We start from the raw sequence: 19,125 nt of genomic DNA on the forward strand, positions 1-19,125 counted from the left end.
CTCAAGGCGATCGCGGGCAATGCGATCAATCGGGATGGATGTTGTTTTGCCTGACGATCTGGGCCCAGCGCTTTTCCTCGGCCTGCACATAGGTGTCCAGTTCCGCCGCCGGCCCGGCATTGACCACCAGGCCTTCGTGTTCCAGCTTGCGAACAAAGTCCGGCGAACGGGCCGCCTTGCGGGCCGCAGTGTTCAGGCGCTCGATCACGGCAGCGGGCGTGGCGGCCGGCACGTACAGGCCGTACCAGCTCTCGACGCGGTAGCCCGGGACGGTGACGGCGATGGGCGGCGCATCCTTGAAGGCCGCAGACGGCTCGGCCGTGGTCACACCCAGCACGCGCAGCTTGCCGTTGTCGATGAAGGTGGATACCGCCGCCGCGGTGGCAAACATCATGTCCACCTGGCCACCCATCAGATCGGTGAGTGCCGGGCCTGCGCCACGGTAGGGCACATGGGTGATCCTGACCTTGGCCAGGTTGGCAAACAGCTCACCCGCCAGATGCGCCGACGTTCCTGCGCCCTGCGAGGCATAGGTCAGCTTGTCGGGACTGGCCTTGGCGGCGGCCATCACGTCCGCCACCGTCTTGTACGGGCTGGCGGCGGGCACCACCAGCACGTTGGGGCCGCGGCCGATCAGGATCACCGGCGCGAAGGCCTTGTTGCTCCCGTACGGCAGCTTGGCCTGCAGCGCCGGATTGACGGCGTGCGCGAAGGAAGCCACGACCACGGAGTAGCCGTCCGGCGCGCTCTTGGCAACGTTGTCGGTGCCGATGATCGTGCCGGCACCGGGCTTGTTGTCCACGATGACGGGCTGGCCCAGGTCCTTGGCCATCTCGGCCCCCAGCGTGCGTGCGATCAGGTCGGTTCCGCCACCGGGCGCGAAGGGCACGACGAGGCGCACGGGCTTCTCGGGGAAGGCTGCAAAGACTGCGTTGCAGGCAGTCGCGAGCACGGCAATGAGCGCAATGGCCCTGGCGCAACGGCGGGCGGCGAAACGAAGCATGGTGTGTCTCCTGGTTCTATGGGCAGAGGTCCGTTCCATGCGCAAGCGTTGCGATGACGCTGGCGACGGATTGGTGAAAGCTTAGGGAAACGCACCGCAGTTGTGATCCCCCATGTTCCAACCAGTGAAACCGCACAGCGAGCGCGCCAGGACTTGCGTTTTCATCTGCCATCCTTTCGGTGGAATACTCCACGCCATCAGGCGCCTGCGCCTGTGCAGCAAGAACCAGGCTTTCAACCGAGGATGAACCGGTCCTCCCGCAGGCGGCAGCAACATGACCCACAGGCGATCCCCCATACTCCATGACAAGCCCGGTCAGTCCCCGAGCAACCGCTCCCTGGAAAGAGGCATCGAAATACTCCGTGCGTTCAGGCCCGGGTCGGAACTGCTGGGCAACGGCGACCTGGTGGAACGCACCGGACTGTCCAAGGCCACCGTGAGCCGGCTGACGCAGACCCTGGTGGGCTGCGGCATGCTGCAGGCCGATCACCAAAGCCGCGCCTTTCGCCTGGCTCCCGCTGTCCTGAGCCTGGCGCACGCCATGCGTACCGGATCGACGGTGCTGTCGATGGCGGCCCCCCTGATGCGCACCCTCGCAGAGACACGCAGGATCAACGTGGGCCTGGCCTGTCCCGACAGGGACGAGATGGTCTATCTGGAATCGATCCGCTACAACCGCCGGATTGTGCTCAGGCATGTGGTGTCGGGTCAGCGTGTGCCCATGGAGCTGACGTCGCTGGGCCGTGCCTACCTTGCCGTGGCGCCGCCTGCCAGGCGCAAGGCACTGTTCGACAGCTTCAGGCTCAAGAGAGGCGCCCAATGGCGCGACCTGGAAAAACAGATCCAGGCGGCCATCAGGTCCGTGAAAAGCCAAGGCTTCTGCGCTGCATCGTGGCAGCCGGAAGTGGTTGCACTGGCCACGCCGCTGGTGACACCCGATGCCATCTATGTCCTGAACTGCAGCGTGTCCACGACGGAGCCTGTGCCAGCCATCGTGCAGGAGCTGCACCCGGCGTTGCTGCAGCTGGGCCGCCAGATTCAGAGCCTGCTGGAGAAACGGTGAGGTTTGGCCGCCGTTCCGCGCACCTGCGGGCGGCCCGCTTTGCATAGGGAAAAAACATAGCTGATATAGGCTGCATTGCCTTATCGCAATGGCGCCCGAAACCCAGACTGGCGGCATGACAAACACCCATCTGGAGACAACCGGCGTCACTCGCCGGCTCGTGCGCTACCGCCCGCAGGCTGCGAAGGACGAGATTCAAATCGAGTATGCGGACCAGGGCGCAGGGCCGGTCGTCTGCATGCTGCCATCGCTGGCCCGTTCCGGCCGGGACTACGACGTCGTTGCCCGCCATCTGCAGGCGCAAGGGCTGCGGGTACTGCGCCCCGAGCCTCGGGGCATAGGCCAAAGCCGTGGCCCCATGCAGGGGCTGACGCTGCATGACTTCGCAGCCGACGTCGCGGCCGTCATCGACCACGAAGCCACCGGCCCTGTCGTGGTCGTGGGTCATGCCTGGGGCAGCCAGCCGGCGCGCATGCTGGCGGCCGACAGGCCGGACCTGGTGCGCGGCGTCGTCATGGCCGCCGCCTCGGCAGGCAAGCTGCCGCCGGGATCGGACGAAATGCCGTATGGCCGCCTGCGGGACGCAATCGACGGCGCCGGCGATGCACGGCTGTCCAGGGAGCAGCGCCTGGACTGCCTGCGCCGCGCCTTCTTTGCCCCGGGACATGACCCCAGCGCCTGGCTGGACGGGTGGAACGCCCAGACCCATGAAGCGCAAGGCCATGCACGGCGCGTCACGCCCATCGATGACTACTTCAGCGCAGGAACGACCGTTCCCATACTGGACCTTCGGGCCGAGCATGACGCGGTCGTGATCCCCCATGTGATGAAGTCCTGCCTGGGCGAGCGGGTGACGGAACAGGTGATTGCCGACGCGGGCCACGCCCTGGCGCCCGAGCAGCCCCTTGCCATGGCAGACGCCATTGCGGCATTCACGCGCCGCGTGTACGCCGCCTAGGCCAGCCCTTGCCCGCAAGACACCCGGCCCCTTCGGGGATGCGCCGGACAGAAACAGTGCTCAGGAGACAACGATGACCATCCACACGCCCGCAGCCGCCATCAGGAAAGCCTGGAAGTTCGCCATGACCTGTGCGGCCTGGGCCACCTGCACCCTGGTGTGCGCGCAAGACTATCCGGGCAAGCCGATCCGCATGGTGATTCCGTACACGCCGGGTGGCTCGATCGACACCGTGGGCCGCCTGGTGGCCGACCAACTGCAAAGGCAGCTGGGCCAGGCCATCGTGATCGAGAACGTTCCGGGGGCTTCCGGCCTGTTGGGAACCCTGCAGGTCAAGAAGGCCAAGCCTGACGGATACACGCTCATCTTCAATGCCTCCAGCCACGCCTACCTGCCGCTGGTCAGTTCCAAGAAAACCTATGACGCCGAACGTGACTTCACGCCCGTGGGGCAAATCGGGTACGTGCCGCTGATCGTGGCGGTCACCAACGAGTTGCCCGTCAGGACCGTGGCAGAGTTCGTGCAACTGGCCAGGGCCCATCCAGGCAAGTACACCTGGGCAACTTCCGGCCTGGGTACCACCAGCCACCTGAGCGAAGAGATGCTGAACCGGGCCCTTGGCCTGCAGATGGACATCGTCGCCTACAAGGGTGCCGTTCCCCAATTGACGGACGTGATCGGCGGCCATGTCTCCGCGGCCATCTCGCCCATGCCGGGTGTCATGCCCTTCGTGCAGGCCGGCCGTCTGCGGCCCCTTGCTGTCACCAGCAAGACCCGCGTCCCGTCGCTGCCCGATGTGCCGACGCTGGCGGAGGGCACCATTGCCGGGTTCGAGCTCCTGTCCTGGTACGGAATCTGGGGCCCGGCCGGCCTGCCCGCAGACATCACCCACAGGTTGAACACCGAAATTTCAAAGGCCGTGGAGGCGCCGTCGCTGAAATCCAGGTTCGCCGAACTGTCCTTTGTCCCCGCGAAGTCCAGTCCTGCGCAGTTCCGGAAATTGATCGCTGACGACCTGAACAAGATCGGCAAGGCCGTCAGGGAAGCGGGCATCCGCATCGACTGACCTGCCGCTTCCGATCCGGGAGGCATGCCCTACACGGCGCGGGCGCCCTTGCGAAAGTCAAGCTCGCGCAGCAACTTGGCGGTTTCCGCGATCAGCCGGTTCGCGGGACGCGCCCTGGGCATGGCCAGCACGAGCTGGTTGCGTATGGCCGGCGGGCCGATGGGCGCAGACTGTATGCCAGTGCGGGCACCGGCCAGATTCAACGCACTGTCCGGAAGAATGGAGCAAGCCAGTCCCTCCTCCACCACGGACAGCGCCGTGTGCACGGCCCCCACCTCGGCCACCACGTTCAGCCGGATCTTGCGCGGCAGCAGGACGGCGTCCACGAGGCTGCGTATCGGGTTATGGGTGCCCGGCAGCACCAGCGGAAAGTCCGCCAGGGCCGAAAGGCCGATGCGCGACGGCAACCGGTAGCCCTTGGGAGCCACCAGCAGCATGGACTCGCGCATCAGGGGTTCGTAGGACAGCAGGGGCGTCGGAGCAGGGTCGAACATCAGACCCAGGTCGATGCGGCCCGCAATCATTCCCTCACGCAAGGACAGGCTCAGCCCCTCCACCACCGAAAGCAGTGCATGCGGCAGCCGGCGCCGGAACTCCCGTATCAGCGGCACGGCCAGGCTTGCCGCCACCCGGTGGGGCAGGCCCACGACCACGCTGCCGACGGGCTCGGCATGCATTTCCTTGAGATCGGACAGCGCCTGGCTGGCCGAGTTGAGCATCGTGCGTGCATGCGACAGCAGTGTCTCCCCGGCCGCGGTTGCTGCCACGCCGCGCCCTGTCCTGTCCAGCAGCCGCTGCCCCAGCTCCTCTTCCAGCAGTGCGATCTGGCGGCTCACGCTCGGCTGCGCCAAATTCAGCGCCACGGCCGCGCGGCTGATGCTGCCGTGCTCCACCACGGCGACGAAGTACTCCAGTTGGCGCAGATCCATAGGTATTCAACATAGCTGGTATAGGCGCCATCCAGTTTAACTTTGCCGGCATCGATCGCAAACTGGCCTGCATCGCCGCTTGCCACAGCGGCTCCACCGTGTCACATGAGGAAAGCCAATGAGCAGGTTCAAGTCCAAGATAGCCATCGTTACGGGGGCCGGATGCGTGGCAGCAGGCTGGGGCAACGGCAGGGCCATGGCCGTGCGCCTGGCGGAGGAAGGCGCGAAGGTGCTGGCGGTGGACCGTGACCAGGCGCGGCTTGACGAAACGCTGTCCCTGGCCGGCGAGGCGGCAGCGTCCATCACGACCTGCATCTGCGATGTCACCGACTCGTCCAGCGTCAAGGCCATGGTCCAGGCCTGCCTGCAGGCCTGGGGCGTCCCGGACATCCTGATCAACAACGTGGGCGGCTCCGCAGCCGGCGGCCCCATTCAGCTGAGCGAGCAGGACTGGGACAGCCAGATCGACATCAACCTCAAGAGCGTCTTTCTGACCTGCAAGCATGTGCTCCCGCACATGGTCGAACGCGGCAGCGGCGCCATCGTCAACGTGGCGTCCACCTCGGGCCTGCGCTGGACCGGCAGCGCGCAGGTCGCCTATGCGGCCAGCAAGGCCGGCGTGATCCACCTGTCCCGCGTGGTGGCCGTGCAGCATGCGCCTGACGGCATTCGCGTGAACACGGTGGTGCCGGGCCAGCTGCACACCCCCATGGTGGAAGCGCGGCTGGCCAGGCAGCGCACAGGCGGCGATGTGGAGACGCTGCTGGCCTCGCGGGTCAGGCGCATCCCGCTGGGCTTCATGGGCGATGGCCGCGATACCGCCAGTGCCGCCCTGTACCTGGCCAGCGACGAGGCCCGCTTCGTGACGGGAACCGAGCTTGTCGTGGACGGCGGCATGACCGCCCGCTGCGACTGAAATTGCACTGCGACTGACATGGCGCTGCGACCGACGGGCCGATCGCCGCGGCCAGCCGCCATGGACATCGCATGGGCCCTGGGGCGAAGGCCGTGCTATGTCCCGCGCCAATGGGCATGCCGCACGCCCAGCTGCAGCTGCTGGATTCGCCGGTGGATGGTGGAGCGGCTGACGCCGAGCTGGCGCGCCGCCTCGGAGACATTGCCCTGGCATTGCGCAAGCAGCTGTTCCAGCGCCTGTGCGGCGGGCTCGCCGGCATTGCCAGCCAAGGCGGTGCGCGCTGGTGCGCGGTGCAGCACATCGTGCAGGTGGTCAGGCAGGTGGTCGGGCTCGATGGTGCCGTCGCCATCGTGGCCGCACAGGGCTGCGGCGTAGCGCAGCGCGTTGTGCAGCTCGCGCAGGTTGCCGGGCCAGGCGTGCGCGGCCAGCACGGCGCGGGCTGCGTCGCCCAGGTGCAGGTGGCTGCCCAGGGTGGCCAGCATCTGGTCGGCAATGGTCTGCAGGTCGCTGCGCTGGCGCAGCGCAGGCAGGCGAAGCTCGGCCGCGTTGAGGCGGTACAGCAGGTCTTCCCGGAAGCTGCCACGCCGCACCAGCTCGGCCAGCGGTTGGTGCGAGGCCGAGATGAAGCGCACCGCCACCGCCCGTGGCGCGCGCGCCCCCAAGGGAGTGATTTCGGATTCGGACAGCACCCGCAGCAGCTTGGCCTGCAGGGCCAGGGGCATATCGCCGATCTCGTCAAGGAACAGCGTGCCCTCGTGTGCCGCAGCAATCAGCCCTTCGCGGCCCTTGCTGGCGCCGCCGGTCCAGGTGCCGGGCAGGTAGCCGAACAGCTCGCTCTCCAACAGTGCCTCGGGAATGGCTGCGCAGTTGATGGCAATGAAGGCGCCGCTGCGGCCGCTGGATGCATGCAGCCCGCGGGCCAGGTATTCCTTGCCCGCGCCGGTCTCTCCCTGCACCAGCACGGGCAGCTCTTGCGGTGCGAGCCGCGCGGCCTTGCGCAGCAGCGTCTGCAGTGCGGCATCACCCGTGTCCAGCGCCTGCAGCGCAGCAGGCAGCGGGGGCTGCGCCGGCCTTGCCTGCGCTTGCAGGCGGCGTGTCCGGCGCTGCGGCTCCATGGCATGGGCGAAGAGGATGCTGCCGTCGCGGGCGCGGATGATGCGCTCCTGCGCCGGGCGATTGCGGCGCAGCTCGGACAGGTGGCGCAGGTCCACGTCGAAGAAGCGCTCCAGCGGCTGGCCGATGAGGCTCTTGCGCTGGCGCCAGTCCAGTTGCGCGGCCGCTGCCAACAGCCGCGCGCCCGCGTGGGTCATGGCGCGGATGCGGCCACGTGCATCGACGCTGATGGAGGCGTCGGGATCGACGTCGAGGAAATCGGGCGACTGGGCCAGGCGCACCACCCAGTCCTGGCCGGACTGCGCCATCAGGTTGGCCTGCTCCACGCGCCGCGCCGCGGCCATGACGAGGTTGAGCGCCAGGTTCTGGCTGGCCCGCTCGGCAGGTGAGCGCAGCAGCGACAGGTCCAGCACCGCCGCGAGTTCGCCGCGCATGTCGTAGATGGGCGCGGCCGTGCAGGACAGGCCGGTGTGGGTGAAGTCGAAATGGTCGCTCTGGTGCACCGTCAGCGCCTCGCCCGTCTCAAGGCAGGCACCCACGGCCGAGGTGCCCGAGTGGTCCTCGCGCCATTGCGCGCCCAGATACAGGCCCGCGCGGCGCAGGTCGCCCTTGTCGGCCTCATGCCCCAGAAAGTCCACGGCCACGCCATGCCGGTCCGCCAGCAGCAGCACGTAGTCCAGTCCCTTGAGCTGCTGGTACAGCCGCTCCAGCGCATGGCGGGCGATGTGGATCAGCGGCTCGGACTCCTCGCGGTGCGCGCGCAGCTGGCCTTCGGTGACGATGTGGGCTTCGCTGGTATGCGCCGGGTCGAGCCGGTGGGAGTCGATGCAGCGGCGCCAGCTGCGCAGCACGGCGCGGTCGCGCTCCTGCCCGCGGTGGGAGTAGCCCAGGCCGAAGGCTTCGATTTCCTGGATGTGCGAGGCGTAGGACTGCAGGGGCATGGCGTGGAGTCGATGCGGGCTTTGAACGTGCCGCAGACGATTCTGTGCCCTGTGCGGCGCGGCGCCAATCAAGACTTACCCACTGCCCCTGCTGCGCTGCAGCACGCCTGGTGCGACAGGTGTCGCAGGGCTGCCCCACCTGTCGCGGGCGGCAACGCCGGGCAGCGGGGTGCAAGGCGCAGGGTTTGTACCGGAGGCGCGCAGGCAACCCCTTGATTTGCCTGGCGCATCCTGCCGCCGGGCCTGCCTGGCATGGTGATTGCGTAAGAGCGCCTGCCCGAAGAAAAACCAGCGGGCATGACCGCATCAAGGAGACAACCATGACCGATACGACGCCCAACGCCCGCGCCAAGGCGATGCTTGACCAACTCAACCATGCCCTGGGAGACCGCGACTTCGCGGCCGCCAGCCGCCTGTTCGCCGACGAATGCTACTGGCGCGACCTGGTGCTGCTGACCTGGAACATCAAGACCATAGAAGGGCGCAGCCAGATCGCCGACATGCTGGCTGCGCAGCTGGACGCCGCTGCGCCCGTGCGCTTTTCGCTGGACGAGCGCGAGACGGTGGAGGAGGCCGATGGCGTGGTGTCCGCCTGGATCGTGATCGACACGCGCCATGCGCGCGGCGGCGGCCATGTCCGCATCAGGGACGGGCGCATCTGGACGCTGCTGACGGCCGCCCAGGAGCTCAAGGGCCATGAGGAACCCATGGGCACGCGCCGCCCGATGGGGGCCGAGCACGGCATCCGGCGTGGCCGCCAGACCTGGCTGGAGCGCCGCCAGCAGGAGGCGCAGGAGCTGGGCCGCGACAGGCAGCCTTTCGTGCTCGTCATCGGCGGCGGCCAGGGCGGCATTGCGCTGGGCGCGCGGCTGCGCCAGCTGGGGGTATCGCACATCGTCATCGACCGCCAGGCGCGCCCCGGCGACCAGTGGCGCAACCGCTATAAATCGCTGTGCCTGCACGACCCGGTCTGGTACGACCACCTGCCGTACATGCCTTTCCCGGACAACTGGCCCGTGTTCGCGCCCAAGGACAAGATCGGCGACTGGCTGGAGATGTACACCAAGGTGATGGAGGTCAACTACTGGCCGTCCACCAACTGCCTGAACGCCCGCTTCGATGAGGGCCGGCAGGAATGGGAAGTCACCGTGGAGCGCAATGGCGAGACGCAGGTGCTGCGCCCCAGGCATGTGGTGTTCGCCACCGGCATGTCGGGCAAGGCGAATGTGCCCAAGATCAAGGGCCAGGACATCTTCAAGGGCGAGCAGCAGCACTCGTCCCAGCACCATGGCCCGGACGCCTACGCGGGCAAGAAGGTGGTGGTGATCGGCGCCAACAATTCCGCCCACGACATCTGCGCGGCCCTGTGGGAGCACGGCGCCGATGTGACCATGGTGCAGCGCTCGTCCACGCATATCGTGCGCTCCGATTCGCTGATGGACATCGGCCTGGGCGACCTGTACTCGGAGCGCGCCGTGGCCAGCGGCGTGACGACCAGGAAGGCGGACCTGATCTTTGCCTCGCTGCCCTACCGCATCATGGCCGACTTCCAGGTGCCGGTGTACAACCGCATCCGCGAGCGCGACGCTCAGTTCTACCGCCAGCTGGAGGCGACCGGCTTCATGCTGGACTTCGGGGATGACGACTCGGGCCTTTTCATGAAGTACCTGCGCCGCGCCTCGGGCTACTACATCGACGTGGGGGCCTGCGATCTGGTGATCGACGGCAGCATCAAGCTGCAGGCGGGCAAGCAGATCAGCCACCTGTCGGAAAACGCGGTGGTGCTGGCCGATGGCACCGAGCTGCCGGCGGACCTGGTGGTCTACGCGACCGGCTATGGCTCCATGAACGGCTGGGTGGCCGACCTGATCAGCCAGGAGGTGGCGGACAAGGTGGGCAAGGTCTGGGGCCTGGGCTCGGACACCACCAAGGACCCGGGACCGTGGGAGGGCGAGCAGCGCAACATGTGGAAGCCCACGCAGCAAGAGGCGCTGTGGTTCCACGGCGGCAACCTGCACCAGTCGCGCCACTACTCGCTGTACCTGGCGCTGCAGCTCAAGGCGCGGCAGGAAGGCCTGCCGGTGCGTGTCTATGACCTGCAGCAAGTTCATCACCTGCGGTAAGGCCGAATAATCGCCATGGGGCGGCTGTGCCGCCCGCCAACCCAGCCTTGCAAAACAGAAAGTTCAATCATGAAAGCAGCACGTTTCCACGACCGGGGCGACATCCGCATCGAGGACATCCCCGAACCCGTGGTGGAGCCCGGCACCGTGGGCATCGAAGTGGCCTGGTGCGGCATCTGCGGCACGGATCTGCATGAGTTCATGGAAGGGCCGATCTTCATCCCGCCCTGCGGCCACCCGCATCCCATCTCGGGCGAGTCCGCACCCATCACCATGGGGCATGAGTTCTCGGGCGTGGTGTACGCCGTGGGCGCAGGGGTGGACGATATCCAGGTCGGCCAGCATGTGGTGGTGGAGCCCTACATCGTGGCCGACGATGTGCCCACGGGGCCGGGCGACAACTACCACCTGTCCAAGGACATGAACTTCATCGGCCTGGGCGGGCGCGGTGGCGGGCTGTCCGAGCGGATTGCCGTCAAGCGCCGCTGGGTGCATCCCATCTCCGATGCCATTCCACTGGACCAGGCCGCGCTGATCGAGCCGCTGTCCGTGGGCCACCATGCCTACACCCGCAGCGGAGCGAAGGCCGGCGATGTGGCACTGGTGGGCGGCGCCGGCCCCATCGGCCTGCTGCTGTCGGCCATCCTCAAGGCCAAGGGCCTGACCGTCGTCATCACCGAGCTCAGTGCCAAGCGCAAGCAAAAGGCGCGTGAATCGGGCGTGGCCGATCACATCCTGGACCCCTCCGAGGTGGACGTGGTGGCCGAGGTGATGAAGCTCACCGGCGGCAAGGGCGTGGATGTGTCGTTCGAATGCACCAGCGTGAACAAGGTGCTGGACACGCTGGTGGCCGCGACGAAGGCCACGGGCGTGGTGGTGATCGTGTCCATCTGGAGCCATCCGGCCACCATCAACGTGCACAGCGTGGTCATGAAGGAGCTGGACGTGCGCGGCACCATCGCCTACTGCAACGACCACCAGGAAACCATCAAGCTGGTCGAGGAGGGCAAGATCAACCTCGAGCCCTTCATCACCCAGCGCATCCAGCTCGATGACCTGGTGGCCCAGGGCTTTGACACGCTGATCCACAACAACGAGTCGGCGGTGAAGATCATCGTGCAGCCACGGTTCAAATAGCCGCTGGGCACCGCGACTGCACGAACCTGCATCTTTCGTGCCGGTCGCCGGCGGAGCCAGGCGCAAAGGGGTCAAAACCCGGCGGGGGCCGACACATGCCTCCCGCCGGCAAGCAGGGTTTCCAAAAATCGCTCAGACTAGCCAGAAGCGACTTTTGCAGTGCCGAAGATTTCTGCAACCGACTGAAAAACCCGCGGAACTTCGGCTTTAGCACTCAATCCTAACGAGTGCTAATATGAAGGAATGGAAGAAAGGAACTCTGCAATGACAAACGCCTCCGGCTCCATTGCGACCACCTTGGCGCCCGCTAACCCCTGGGCCCTGGTGCCGCCTCTGGGCAATCTGGATGCCTACATTTCCGCGGTCAACCGCCTGCCCATGCTCACCCTCGAGGAAGAGCAGGACTACGCCCGCAAGCTCAAAGAACACAGTGACCTGGACGCCGCAGGGCGTCTGGTGATGTCCCACCTGCGCCTGGTGGTGTCCATCTCGCGCCAGTACCTGGGTTACGGCCTGCCCCACGGCGACCTGATCCAGGAAGGCAATGTCGGCCTGATGAAGGCCGTCAAGCGCTTCGATCCCGATCAGAACGTGCGCCTGGTGAGCTACGCCATGCACTGGATCAAGGCCGAGATCCACGAGTACATCCTCAAGAACTGGCGCATGGTCAAGGTCGCCACGACCAAGGCCCAGCGCAAGCTGTTCTTCAACCTGCGCTCCATGAAGCAGGGCCTGAAGTCCGACGCCGCCATGGCCGAGGACGGCGCCATGCTGCGCGACACGCTGACCTCCGGCGAGATCGACGCCATGGCCGAGAAGCTCAACGTCAAGCGCGAAGAAGTCATGGAGATGGAAACGCGCCTGGCCGGTGGCGACGTGCTGCTGGACCCCTCGCCCAGCGATGATGGCGAGCAGGCCTTCGGCCCCATCGCCTATCTTGCCGACGGCGCACATGAGCCCACGGCCATGATCGAGTCGCGCCAGCGTGACCATCTGGCCACCGACGGCATTGCCATGGCGCTGGATTCGCTGGACGACCGCAGCCGCCGCATCGTCGAGGAGCGCTGGCTCAAGGTCAACGATGACGGCTCGGGCGGCATGACGCTGCATGAACTGGCCGCCGTGTATGGCGTGAGCGCCGAGCGCATTCGCCAGATCGAGGTGGCTGCCATGAAGAAGATGAAGAAGGCCCTGGCAGAGTTCGCCTGATGGCCTGACGGCCTGGGCTGACAGGCCGCTTCAAGACAAACCCGGATAATCTCCGGGTTTTTTATTGCCCGCAGCCTTTGCGGCCCCCACGCACCCATGCCCGCCAGCGCCATCTCGCCACTACGCCGCCTCTTCGCCAATGCCTTGGCCACCGCCCTGGCTTCGGCCCTGCTGCCTTGCGCCGCCGTGGCGGGCGACCAGTGGCCCAGCAGGCCCCTGCATCTGATCGTGGGCTTTCCCGCGGGCTCCTCCCCCGACCTCACGGCGCGCGCCCTGGCCGAGCCGCTGGAAAAGCGTCTGGGCCAGCCCGTCATCGTCGAGAACAAGGTGGGAGCAGGCGGCAACATTGCAGGCGAGCAGGTGGCCCGTGCGCGCGATGGCCATACCTTCAGCGTGATGATCAACGGCAACCTGACGATTGCCCGCCTGCTCAACCCCGCCGTGCGCTACGACCCCGTCAAGGACCTGCAGCCCGTCAGCCTGATCGGCGTGGCGCCCCTGGTGCTGGTGGCGCCGGCCGGCGCGCCCGAGGGTCGGGCCTTCCTGGAGGCCGCTGCCCAGGCCGGCAGCCGCTGGAGCTACGGCTCGCCCGGCGTGGGCACCGTGGGCCACCTGGGCATGGAGCTGCTCAAGAGCCGCTCCGCGCTCAGGCCCGAGCACATTCCCTATCCCGGCTACCCGCAGGTGTTCAACGCCATCCAGGGCGGCGACCTGCAGCTGTCCATGCTGCCGCCCGCGCTGGCCATGGCCCAGGTCCAGGCCGGCAAGCTGCGCGGCGTGGCCGTGACCTCGGCCGCGCGCAGCCCGCTGGCGCCGGGCCTGCCCAGCCTCAAGGAGCTGGGCGTGGGCGATTTCGACCTGGAGATCTGGAACGCCGTGGCCGCGCCCAAGGCCATGCCCGCCGCCCATGTGCACAAGCTGGCCGAGGCCGTGAGCGAGATCGTGCGCTCGCCCGAGATGCGCGCGCGCCTGGCCGCCCAGGGCTGGCAGGCCGTGGGCAGCTCGCCCGAAGGCCTGGCCCTGCGCATGCGCCAGGACGTGGCGACGCTGGGCCGCATCATCCGCGAACAGGGCATACGCGCACAATGATGCGCCCAGTGACGCGCCCTCTTTGACACCCCCATGACCGCAGCCCAAGCCTTTACCGAACTCAACGCCTGGCAGGTCATGGCCTGGGGCCTGGCCTTCTTTGGCGTGCTCTACCTGGCCGGTGGCTGGGGCATGACGGCGCTCACGCGCTGGCTGCAGCGGCGCGGCGTGGGCCGCGTGCTGGACACGCGCCCGCTCAAGCCCGACCAGTTGCAGCGCGAATGGCGCCAGTCGCTGCATTCGGTGCTGATCTTCGGCATCGGCATGATCGTGCCCTGGGGCCTTCTGCAATTGGGATGGGCGCGGCTGGAGCCCGATGCAGGCCCCTGGCGCATTGCCATCGAAGTCGTGGTGCTGCTGATCTGGAACGATGTGCATTTCTGGATCAACCACCGCCTGCTGCACACGCGGCTGCTGGGGCGCTTTCATGGCGACCACCACCGCTCCATCGTCACCACGCCGTGGTCCACCTACAGCTTCCATCCCATCGAGGCGCTGATGCTGGGCAACGTCATCCTGCTGCCCATGGTGGTGCACGACTTCAGTTTCTGGTCGCTGGCCTCGGTGCCCGTGCTCAGCCTGCTGCTGAACGTCATAGGCCACTCCAACTACGACTTCTTTCCCGGGGTGTCCGACACGCATGCGCTGGCCGCCAGCCGGCGCCACCACCTGCACCATGCCCGGCCCAACGGCAACTATGGCTTTGCGCTGGCCTTCATGGACCGGCTGATGCGCACGCGCGTGGCCCTGCCCGCCACGGCCCGGCCCAGGACGGAATGAGCCGACCGCCTGCTCGCCACGTCCAGCCACGGCTGCCCCGGCTGCGCCACGGGCGCGACCTGCAGTCGCTGGCCTATCTGGTGGCGCTGCCGTTGATCGTGTGGTGGCAGTGGCAGCACGGCTGGAACCTGTGGCTCTACGGGATCGAGCTGTTCCTCACGCTGGGCGTGGGCGTCATCCACCACAACCACACGCATTTGCGCATGTGGCGCGGGCGCTGGGCCAACCGCTTCACCGACTACTGGCTGACCCTGCTGCAAGGCCACCCGACCTTTGTGTTCTGGCCCGCCCATGTGGCCAACCACCACCGCTTCCGCCACGGCCCGCACGACATGGCACGCACCTACCGCTTCGGCGGCGACCACAACCATCTGCTGGGCTACCTGCTCCACCCGCTGCAGGCCGGCTGGGTGCTGTACCCGCTGTTCCTGCGCTGGCTGGGCCAGCTGCGGCGGCATTGGCCCGGCGCCTTTCGCTACTGCATGGGCCAGTACCTGTTGTGGCTGGGCAGCTGGGCGCTGCTGCTGTCGCTGGATTGGCAAAAGGCCTTGCTGCTGGTGATCGTTCCCCAGCTGCATGGCCTGCACTGGCTGCTGGCCACCAACTACCTGCAGCACGCCCATGCCGATGGCCGGCCGCTGACGCGCGGCCAGCGGCTGGACAGCGCCACGCCACTGAACTACGCGCGCAATTTCGAGGGCTGGGTCAATCCGCTGCTGTTCAACATCGGCCTGCACACGGCCCACCACGAGCGGCCCCAGGCCCACTGGTCCGAGCTCACGCGCCTGCACAGCGAGCACTACCGCCAGCGCGTGGCCCCCGCGCTCAACGAGGGCGGACTGCTACCCTACATGGCCCGCGTCTTCGTGCTGGGCACGATCTGGCCGCCGGCGCGCACGCGTGCGCAAATGCCTCCCGGAACATACGACTGATACGACCCTGAACCCATGCCCGTCGCCTATTCCAACGTCTATCTGCATGCCGCAGGCATGTTCCTGCCCGGTGAACCCGTGGACAACGCAGGCATGGATGCCTACGTGGCGCCGCTCAACCGCCTGTCCGAGCGCCTCAAGCGCCGCATCCTGGCCGAGAACGGCATTGTCCAGCGCCACTACGCCATCGACGCCGAAGGCCGCACCGTGCACAGCAACACGGCCATGGCCGCCCAGGCCATCCAGGACTGCCTGGCGCAGGCCGGGCGCGCGCTGGGCGATGTGGGCTTCCTGGCCAGCGGTTCCTCGGGCGGCGATGCGCTCATGCCCGGCTTTGCCAGCATGATCCAGGGAGAGATGGCCGCGCCGCCCATGGAGACCCTGTCCGTGCACGGCGTCTGCGCCGCCAGCGTGGGCGCGCTGCAGGCGGCGGCCCAGGCCGTGGACCGCGCGCCCGACTCGCTGGCCCTGGCCGTGGCCAGCGAAATGCCCTCGCGCCTGTTCAAGCGCTCGCGCTTCGCGGCACAGGGATACAACACGGATTTCGACGCCCACTTCCTGCGCTGGATGCTGTCCGATGGCGCAGGCGCCGTGCTGCTGGGCGGCCCGCAGGCCCTGCCCGACGCGCCCGGCCTGCGCCTGAAGCTGCGCTGGACGCACCTGCGCAGCTTTGCGGGCGACTACCCGGTCTGCATGCAGCTGGGCCTGACGCCCGACCGCGCCACCAGCCACCTGGACTTTGCCGCCTGGGGCGAGGCCGAGGCCGCAGGCGCGCTGTCGCTGCGCCAGGACATCCGCCTGCTGCCGCACCTGTTCGATGTCTGCATCCACGAATACGCCCACCTGGCGCACACGGGCTGGGTGCCCGGGCGCGGCATAGACCACTTCCTGTGCCACTACTCGTCGGAGCGCTTCATCCCCGTGGTGGACGAGTTGCTGGGAAAGGCCCAGCTCGGCATCCCGCGCGAACGCTGGTGGAGCAACCTGGCCTGGCGCGGCAACACGGGCGCGGCCTCCATCTTCGTGATGCTGTCCGAGTTCCTGCGCACGGAATCGGCACGCCTGAAGCACGGCGACACCGTGCTGTGCTTCATTCCCGAATCGGGCCGCTTCACGGCCGGCTACATGCTGCTGGAAGTGGAGGATGCGGCCCAGGCTCCCGCCGCCACCCCGGCCAAGGCCACAGCGCGCAGTGCCACCGCCGAAGCTCCCGCTGCCCCGGACCTGCTGCCCGATGTCTCCACCATCGCCCCGCCCCACGACCCGAACCAGGCCCCGGCCACGCTCGCGCCGCTGCTGACCGAACTGGCCAGCCTCTGGCAGGACTACCGCTCGCGCGTGTGGCGCACGCCGCTGCTGCAGCGCATACGCACAGGCAGGCTGCAGACGGCGGACTACGTGCGCTGGATGAGCCACTGGGTTCCCCAGGTGCGCGAGGGCAGCCTGTGGATGCGCGAGGGCGCGGCCTCGCTGACCGGCGAACATGCGGCGCTGGCTGCGCTGATCGACGTGCATGCGGGCGAGGAGCAGAACGACTTCCGCATCCTGCACGAGGACTACCTGAAGGCCGGCGGCACCGAGACCGACCTCACCCGCCTGCGCCGCAACCCCGGCGGCGAGGCGCTCAACGCCTACCTGCAAGGCCTGGCCGCCACGCCCAATCCCGTGGGCCTGCTGGGCGCCATCTACATCATCGAAGGCACGGGCCAGCGCATCGTGCCCAGCCTGCTGCCGCTGCTGCGCGCCAGCCTGCCGCTGCCGCCCGATGCCTTCCGCTTCCTGGAATACCACGGCGCCAACGACGAACACCACCTGGAGCGCTGGCTCATGGCCGTGCAGATGGTGATGGCGCTGGACGGCACAGACGACACAGACGGCAGCGGGGGCACGGCGGCGCAGGCCATCGTGCGCACCGCGCGCCACACGGCGGCGCTGTACCTGATGCAGTTCGAGCATGTCCTGACCGAGGAGAACTGATGCCACCGCCAGACTTCATCGACCAGCCCCACGACGAGCGCGACCCCAGCCCCTGGCGTGCCCTGTACCTGGACCAGAGCACGCCGCTGCCCGACGACGTCAAGGCCGCCTGGCTGCGCGACTGCAGCAGCGGCTCGCGCCAGTACCTGCTGCCCTTCCTGCGGCCGCTGGCGCGCACCAGCATCGTCCTCATCCAGATCCTCAAGGTGCTGCTGCCGCGCAACTGGGCCCACTCCAGGCTGCTGCACCGGCTGCTGGCCTTCAGCATGAACCGCTTCGTCTCACCCGAGGCCAACTGGCTCATCCTGCGCCACTTCCACCTGGGCTCGCAGATCCTGGCCTTTGTCGCGGCCAACGCGCCCACGCCCGTGTCCACCACACCGCTGGAGCCAGGCAGCATCGACGACATCAGGGACGACCTGTTCCTCAGGCACGACCTGAACCTGTTCAACTTCGTCATCCGCCTGAACAACGCGCTGCGCGCCGCAGGCCAGGAACTGCAGCCCGTGGTCGAGCCCGACTTCTCCATGCTGCGCAACCCGCCCCTGCGCCTGGAGGACATGCCGCGCGGGCGCCTGAACCTGCTGGACCTGCAAAGCGCCATCGAGGTCTACACGCCCGTCTACCAGCTGCTGCTGACCGACAACGACTTCTGGCGCGCCAGCAACTCGCTGCAGCTGGACGAGACCGTGGCCATCTATGCGGCCAAGATCCTCGCCTCGCCCGAGCACCTGGTCATGCTCAACAACAAGCACCCGCTGGTGCCCCTGTCCACCCTGCGCGCCGGCCACCGCCTGGTGCTGCACGGACTGTCCACCGAAATGCTGCACTGCCTGCTGATGAAGGTCGCCAGCGGCGACATCCCCCTGCCCGCACGCGAGCTGGCACGCATGCGCGAAGCCGCCCGCGCCCACGGCAGCGAAACGGCCAGCGGTGCCGACCATGCCAGCAGCGCCAGCAGCACGGCAGCCGTCTGACCCAGGTCAAGGAACAGCGGTGGATTGACGCCATCTGGCGCGAAAACGGTTACATCACGTTGCATTCAGCCGCAGGGCCCGCTAGCCTGCACGGCTTCGCCCTGGCCGCACGCCCGGGTCCCTGCCAGCGCCAGGGCGCCTCCTGCCCTGGCTTGCGGCGCCTTCGAACCGTCCGTGCCATGCCATCGTCGTCCTTTGCGCCTTCAGCCGTACGCTGCAGCGAATGCATGCGTTCGTCGCACTGCCTGCTGGGGCAACTGCCCGAACCCGCCTTCCTGCAATGGCTGCCGCACATCCGCGAACGCGGCCTGGCCAAGGGCCAGAAGCTCCAGGCGCAAGGCTGCGTTGCCCATGAATTCCAGGTGATCAAGCTCGGTTTCGTCCTGGCTATCCGCCGTGGCGGCGACGGCGTGCAGCGGCCCGTGGCACTGTTCGGCAACGGCCACGCGCTGGGCAGCCCGGGCTGGCTGCAGCAGCCCTCGGCCATGCACTTCGAGGCCCTGGGTCCGGGGCGCATCTGCTGCGTGGACATCGCCACCATCACGCGCCGCGGCTTGGTCGATGCCGCCTTCGTGCGCGCGCTGGCCACCAGCTACACCTGCAACAACGCCCTGCTGGCGGAATGGGCCCACATCGTCCGCATCCCCGGCGTGCTGCGCCAGCTGGCCGCCACCCTGATGCAACTGGCCGCGCTGCAGTCAAGCCTGCTCGTGCGCCTGCCCAGCCAGGGTGCACTGGCCGCCCTGCTGGCCACCACGCGCGAAACCATCGCACGCAGCCTTGTGCGCCTGGTGCAACTGGGCGCGCTGGAGCGGCCGGATCGATGGCATTGCGTGCTGCAGCCTGCGGTGTTGTCGAGGATCAGTGGGGGTGGGGTGAAGGAGGTGGGGTGAAGGAGGCGGGGTGCGAGAG

General features: G+C 67.7%; 16 protein-coding genes. 13 read left to right on the forward strand and 3 right to left on the reverse strand.

The genetic code is table 11. The features are described 5' to 3' along the window. Positions 1–25 precede the first annotated feature (25 nt). Positions 26–1,003 (reverse strand): tripartite tricarboxylate transporter substrate binding protein, encoded by a 978-nt coding sequence (locus ACF8ML_RS00675; protein ID WP_016453777.1) that lies wholly within the window; start codon positions 1,001–1,003, stop codon positions 26–28. 274 nt (positions 1,004–1,277) lie between these two features. On the opposite strand from ACF8ML_RS00675, the gene ACF8ML_RS00680 reads away from it, so the two are divergent. The 3 genes from ACF8ML_RS00680 (at position 1,278) to ACF8ML_RS00690 (ending at position 4,090) form a co-directional block, all read left to right on the forward strand. Continuing rightward, positions 1,278–2,066 (forward strand): IclR family transcriptional regulator, encoded by a 789-nt coding sequence (locus ACF8ML_RS00680; RefSeq protein WP_016453776.1) that lies wholly within the window; start codon positions 1,278–1,280, stop codon positions 2,064–2,066. A 115-nt stretch (positions 2,067–2,181) separates the two neighbouring features. Then, the gene (locus tag ACF8ML_RS00685) at positions 2,182–3,024 is read left to right on the forward strand and encodes an alpha/beta fold hydrolase (protein ID WP_392405879.1); all 843 of its coding nucleotides are present in this window, start codon (positions 2,182–2,184) and stop codon (positions 3,022–3,024) included. A gap of 73 nt (positions 3,025–3,097) precedes the next feature. Continuing rightward, positions 3,098–4,090 (forward strand): tripartite tricarboxylate transporter substrate binding protein, encoded by a 993-nt coding sequence (locus ACF8ML_RS00690; RefSeq protein ID WP_126312501.1) that lies wholly within the window; start codon positions 3,098–3,100, stop codon positions 4,088–4,090. A 29-nt stretch (positions 4,091–4,119) separates the two neighbouring features. On the opposite strand, the gene ACF8ML_RS00695 is transcribed toward ACF8ML_RS00690, so the two are convergent. Beyond that, positions 4,120–5,019: a LysR family transcriptional regulator gene (locus tag ACF8ML_RS00695; protein ID WP_016450162.1), complete on the reverse strand. Its 900-nt coding sequence runs from the start codon at positions 5,017–5,019 to the stop codon at positions 4,120–4,122. Between the two features lie 118 nt (positions 5,020–5,137). Between ACF8ML_RS00695 and ACF8ML_RS00700 the strand changes: the two genes are divergently transcribed. Further along, positions 5,138–5,935: an SDR family NAD(P)-dependent oxidoreductase gene (locus ACF8ML_RS00700; protein ID WP_016453773.1), complete on the forward strand. Its 798-nt coding sequence runs from the start codon at positions 5,138–5,140 to the stop codon at positions 5,933–5,935. Between the two features lie 95 nt (positions 5,936–6,030). Here ACF8ML_RS00700 and ACF8ML_RS00705 read toward each other — a convergent pair whose 3' ends face one another. Continuing rightward, positions 6,031–7,989, reverse strand: coding sequence for a sigma-54-dependent Fis family transcriptional regulator (locus ACF8ML_RS00705; RefSeq protein ID WP_392405881.1), 1,959 nt, complete (start codon positions 7,987–7,989; stop codon positions 6,031–6,033). Positions 7,990–8,309: 320 nt separating this feature from the next. On the opposite strand from ACF8ML_RS00705, the gene ACF8ML_RS00710 reads away from it, so the two are divergent. The 9 genes from ACF8ML_RS00710 to ACF8ML_RS00750 all read left to right on the forward strand — a co-directional run bounded on the left by ACF8ML_RS00710 (position 8,310) and on the right by ACF8ML_RS00750 (position 19,106). After that, the gene (locus tag ACF8ML_RS00710) at positions 8,310–10,112 is read left to right on the forward strand and encodes an NAD(P)/FAD-dependent oxidoreductase (protein ID WP_392405882.1); all 1,803 of its coding nucleotides are present in this window, start codon (positions 8,310–8,312) and stop codon (positions 10,110–10,112) included. 69 nt (positions 10,113–10,181) lie between these two features. Then, positions 10,182–11,249, forward strand: a complete 1,068-nt coding sequence (locus ACF8ML_RS00715) for a 2,3-butanediol dehydrogenase (RefSeq protein ID WP_016450158.1) — start codon at positions 10,182–10,184, stop codon at positions 11,247–11,249. A 264-nt stretch (positions 11,250–11,513) separates the two neighbouring features. Further along, complete coding sequence (gene rpoH, locus ACF8ML_RS00720; RefSeq protein WP_016450157.1) at positions 11,514–12,458, forward strand: RNA polymerase sigma factor RpoH; 945 nt, start codon at positions 11,514–11,516, stop codon at positions 12,456–12,458. A 96-nt stretch (positions 12,459–12,554) separates the two neighbouring features. After that, positions 12,555–13,547: a tripartite tricarboxylate transporter substrate binding protein gene (locus ACF8ML_RS00725; RefSeq protein WP_047219394.1), complete on the forward strand. Its 993-nt coding sequence runs from the start codon at positions 12,555–12,557 to the stop codon at positions 13,545–13,547. Positions 13,548–13,580: 33 nt separating this feature from the next. Beyond that, positions 13,581–14,327: a sterol desaturase family protein gene (locus tag ACF8ML_RS00730; protein ID WP_279493206.1), complete on the forward strand. Its 747-nt coding sequence runs from the start codon at positions 13,581–13,583 to the stop codon at positions 14,325–14,327. Further along, positions 14,324–15,259: a fatty acid desaturase gene (locus tag ACF8ML_RS00735; protein WP_392405885.1), complete on the forward strand. Its 936-nt coding sequence runs from the start codon at positions 14,324–14,326 to the stop codon at positions 15,257–15,259. Before ACF8ML_RS00730 ends, ACF8ML_RS00735 begins: the two co-directional genes overlap by 4 nt. A gap of 15 nt (positions 15,260–15,274) precedes the next feature. Continuing rightward, a complete protein-coding gene (locus tag ACF8ML_RS00740; RefSeq protein WP_392405886.1) occupies positions 15,275–17,236 on the forward strand; it encodes an iron-containing redox enzyme family protein in 1,962 nt (653 codons plus the stop codon). Beyond that, entirely contained in the window at positions 17,236–18,213 is a 978-nt protein-coding gene (locus ACF8ML_RS00745; protein ID WP_392405888.1) for a DUF6999 family protein, read from the forward strand. Before ACF8ML_RS00740 ends, ACF8ML_RS00745 begins: the two co-directional genes overlap by 1 nt. Before the next feature lie 227 nt (positions 18,214–18,440). After that, positions 18,441–19,106: a Crp/Fnr family transcriptional regulator gene (locus tag ACF8ML_RS00750; RefSeq protein WP_047326054.1), complete on the forward strand. Its 666-nt coding sequence runs from the start codon at positions 18,441–18,443 to the stop codon at positions 19,104–19,106. The last annotated feature ends 19 nt before the right edge of the window (positions 19,107–19,125 follow it).

This window comes from Delftia sp. WSY_10, from assembly GCF_043104705.1.
Taxonomy (GTDB): Bacteria; Pseudomonadota; Gammaproteobacteria; order Burkholderiales; family Burkholderiaceae_C; genus Comamonas; species Comamonas tsuruhatensis.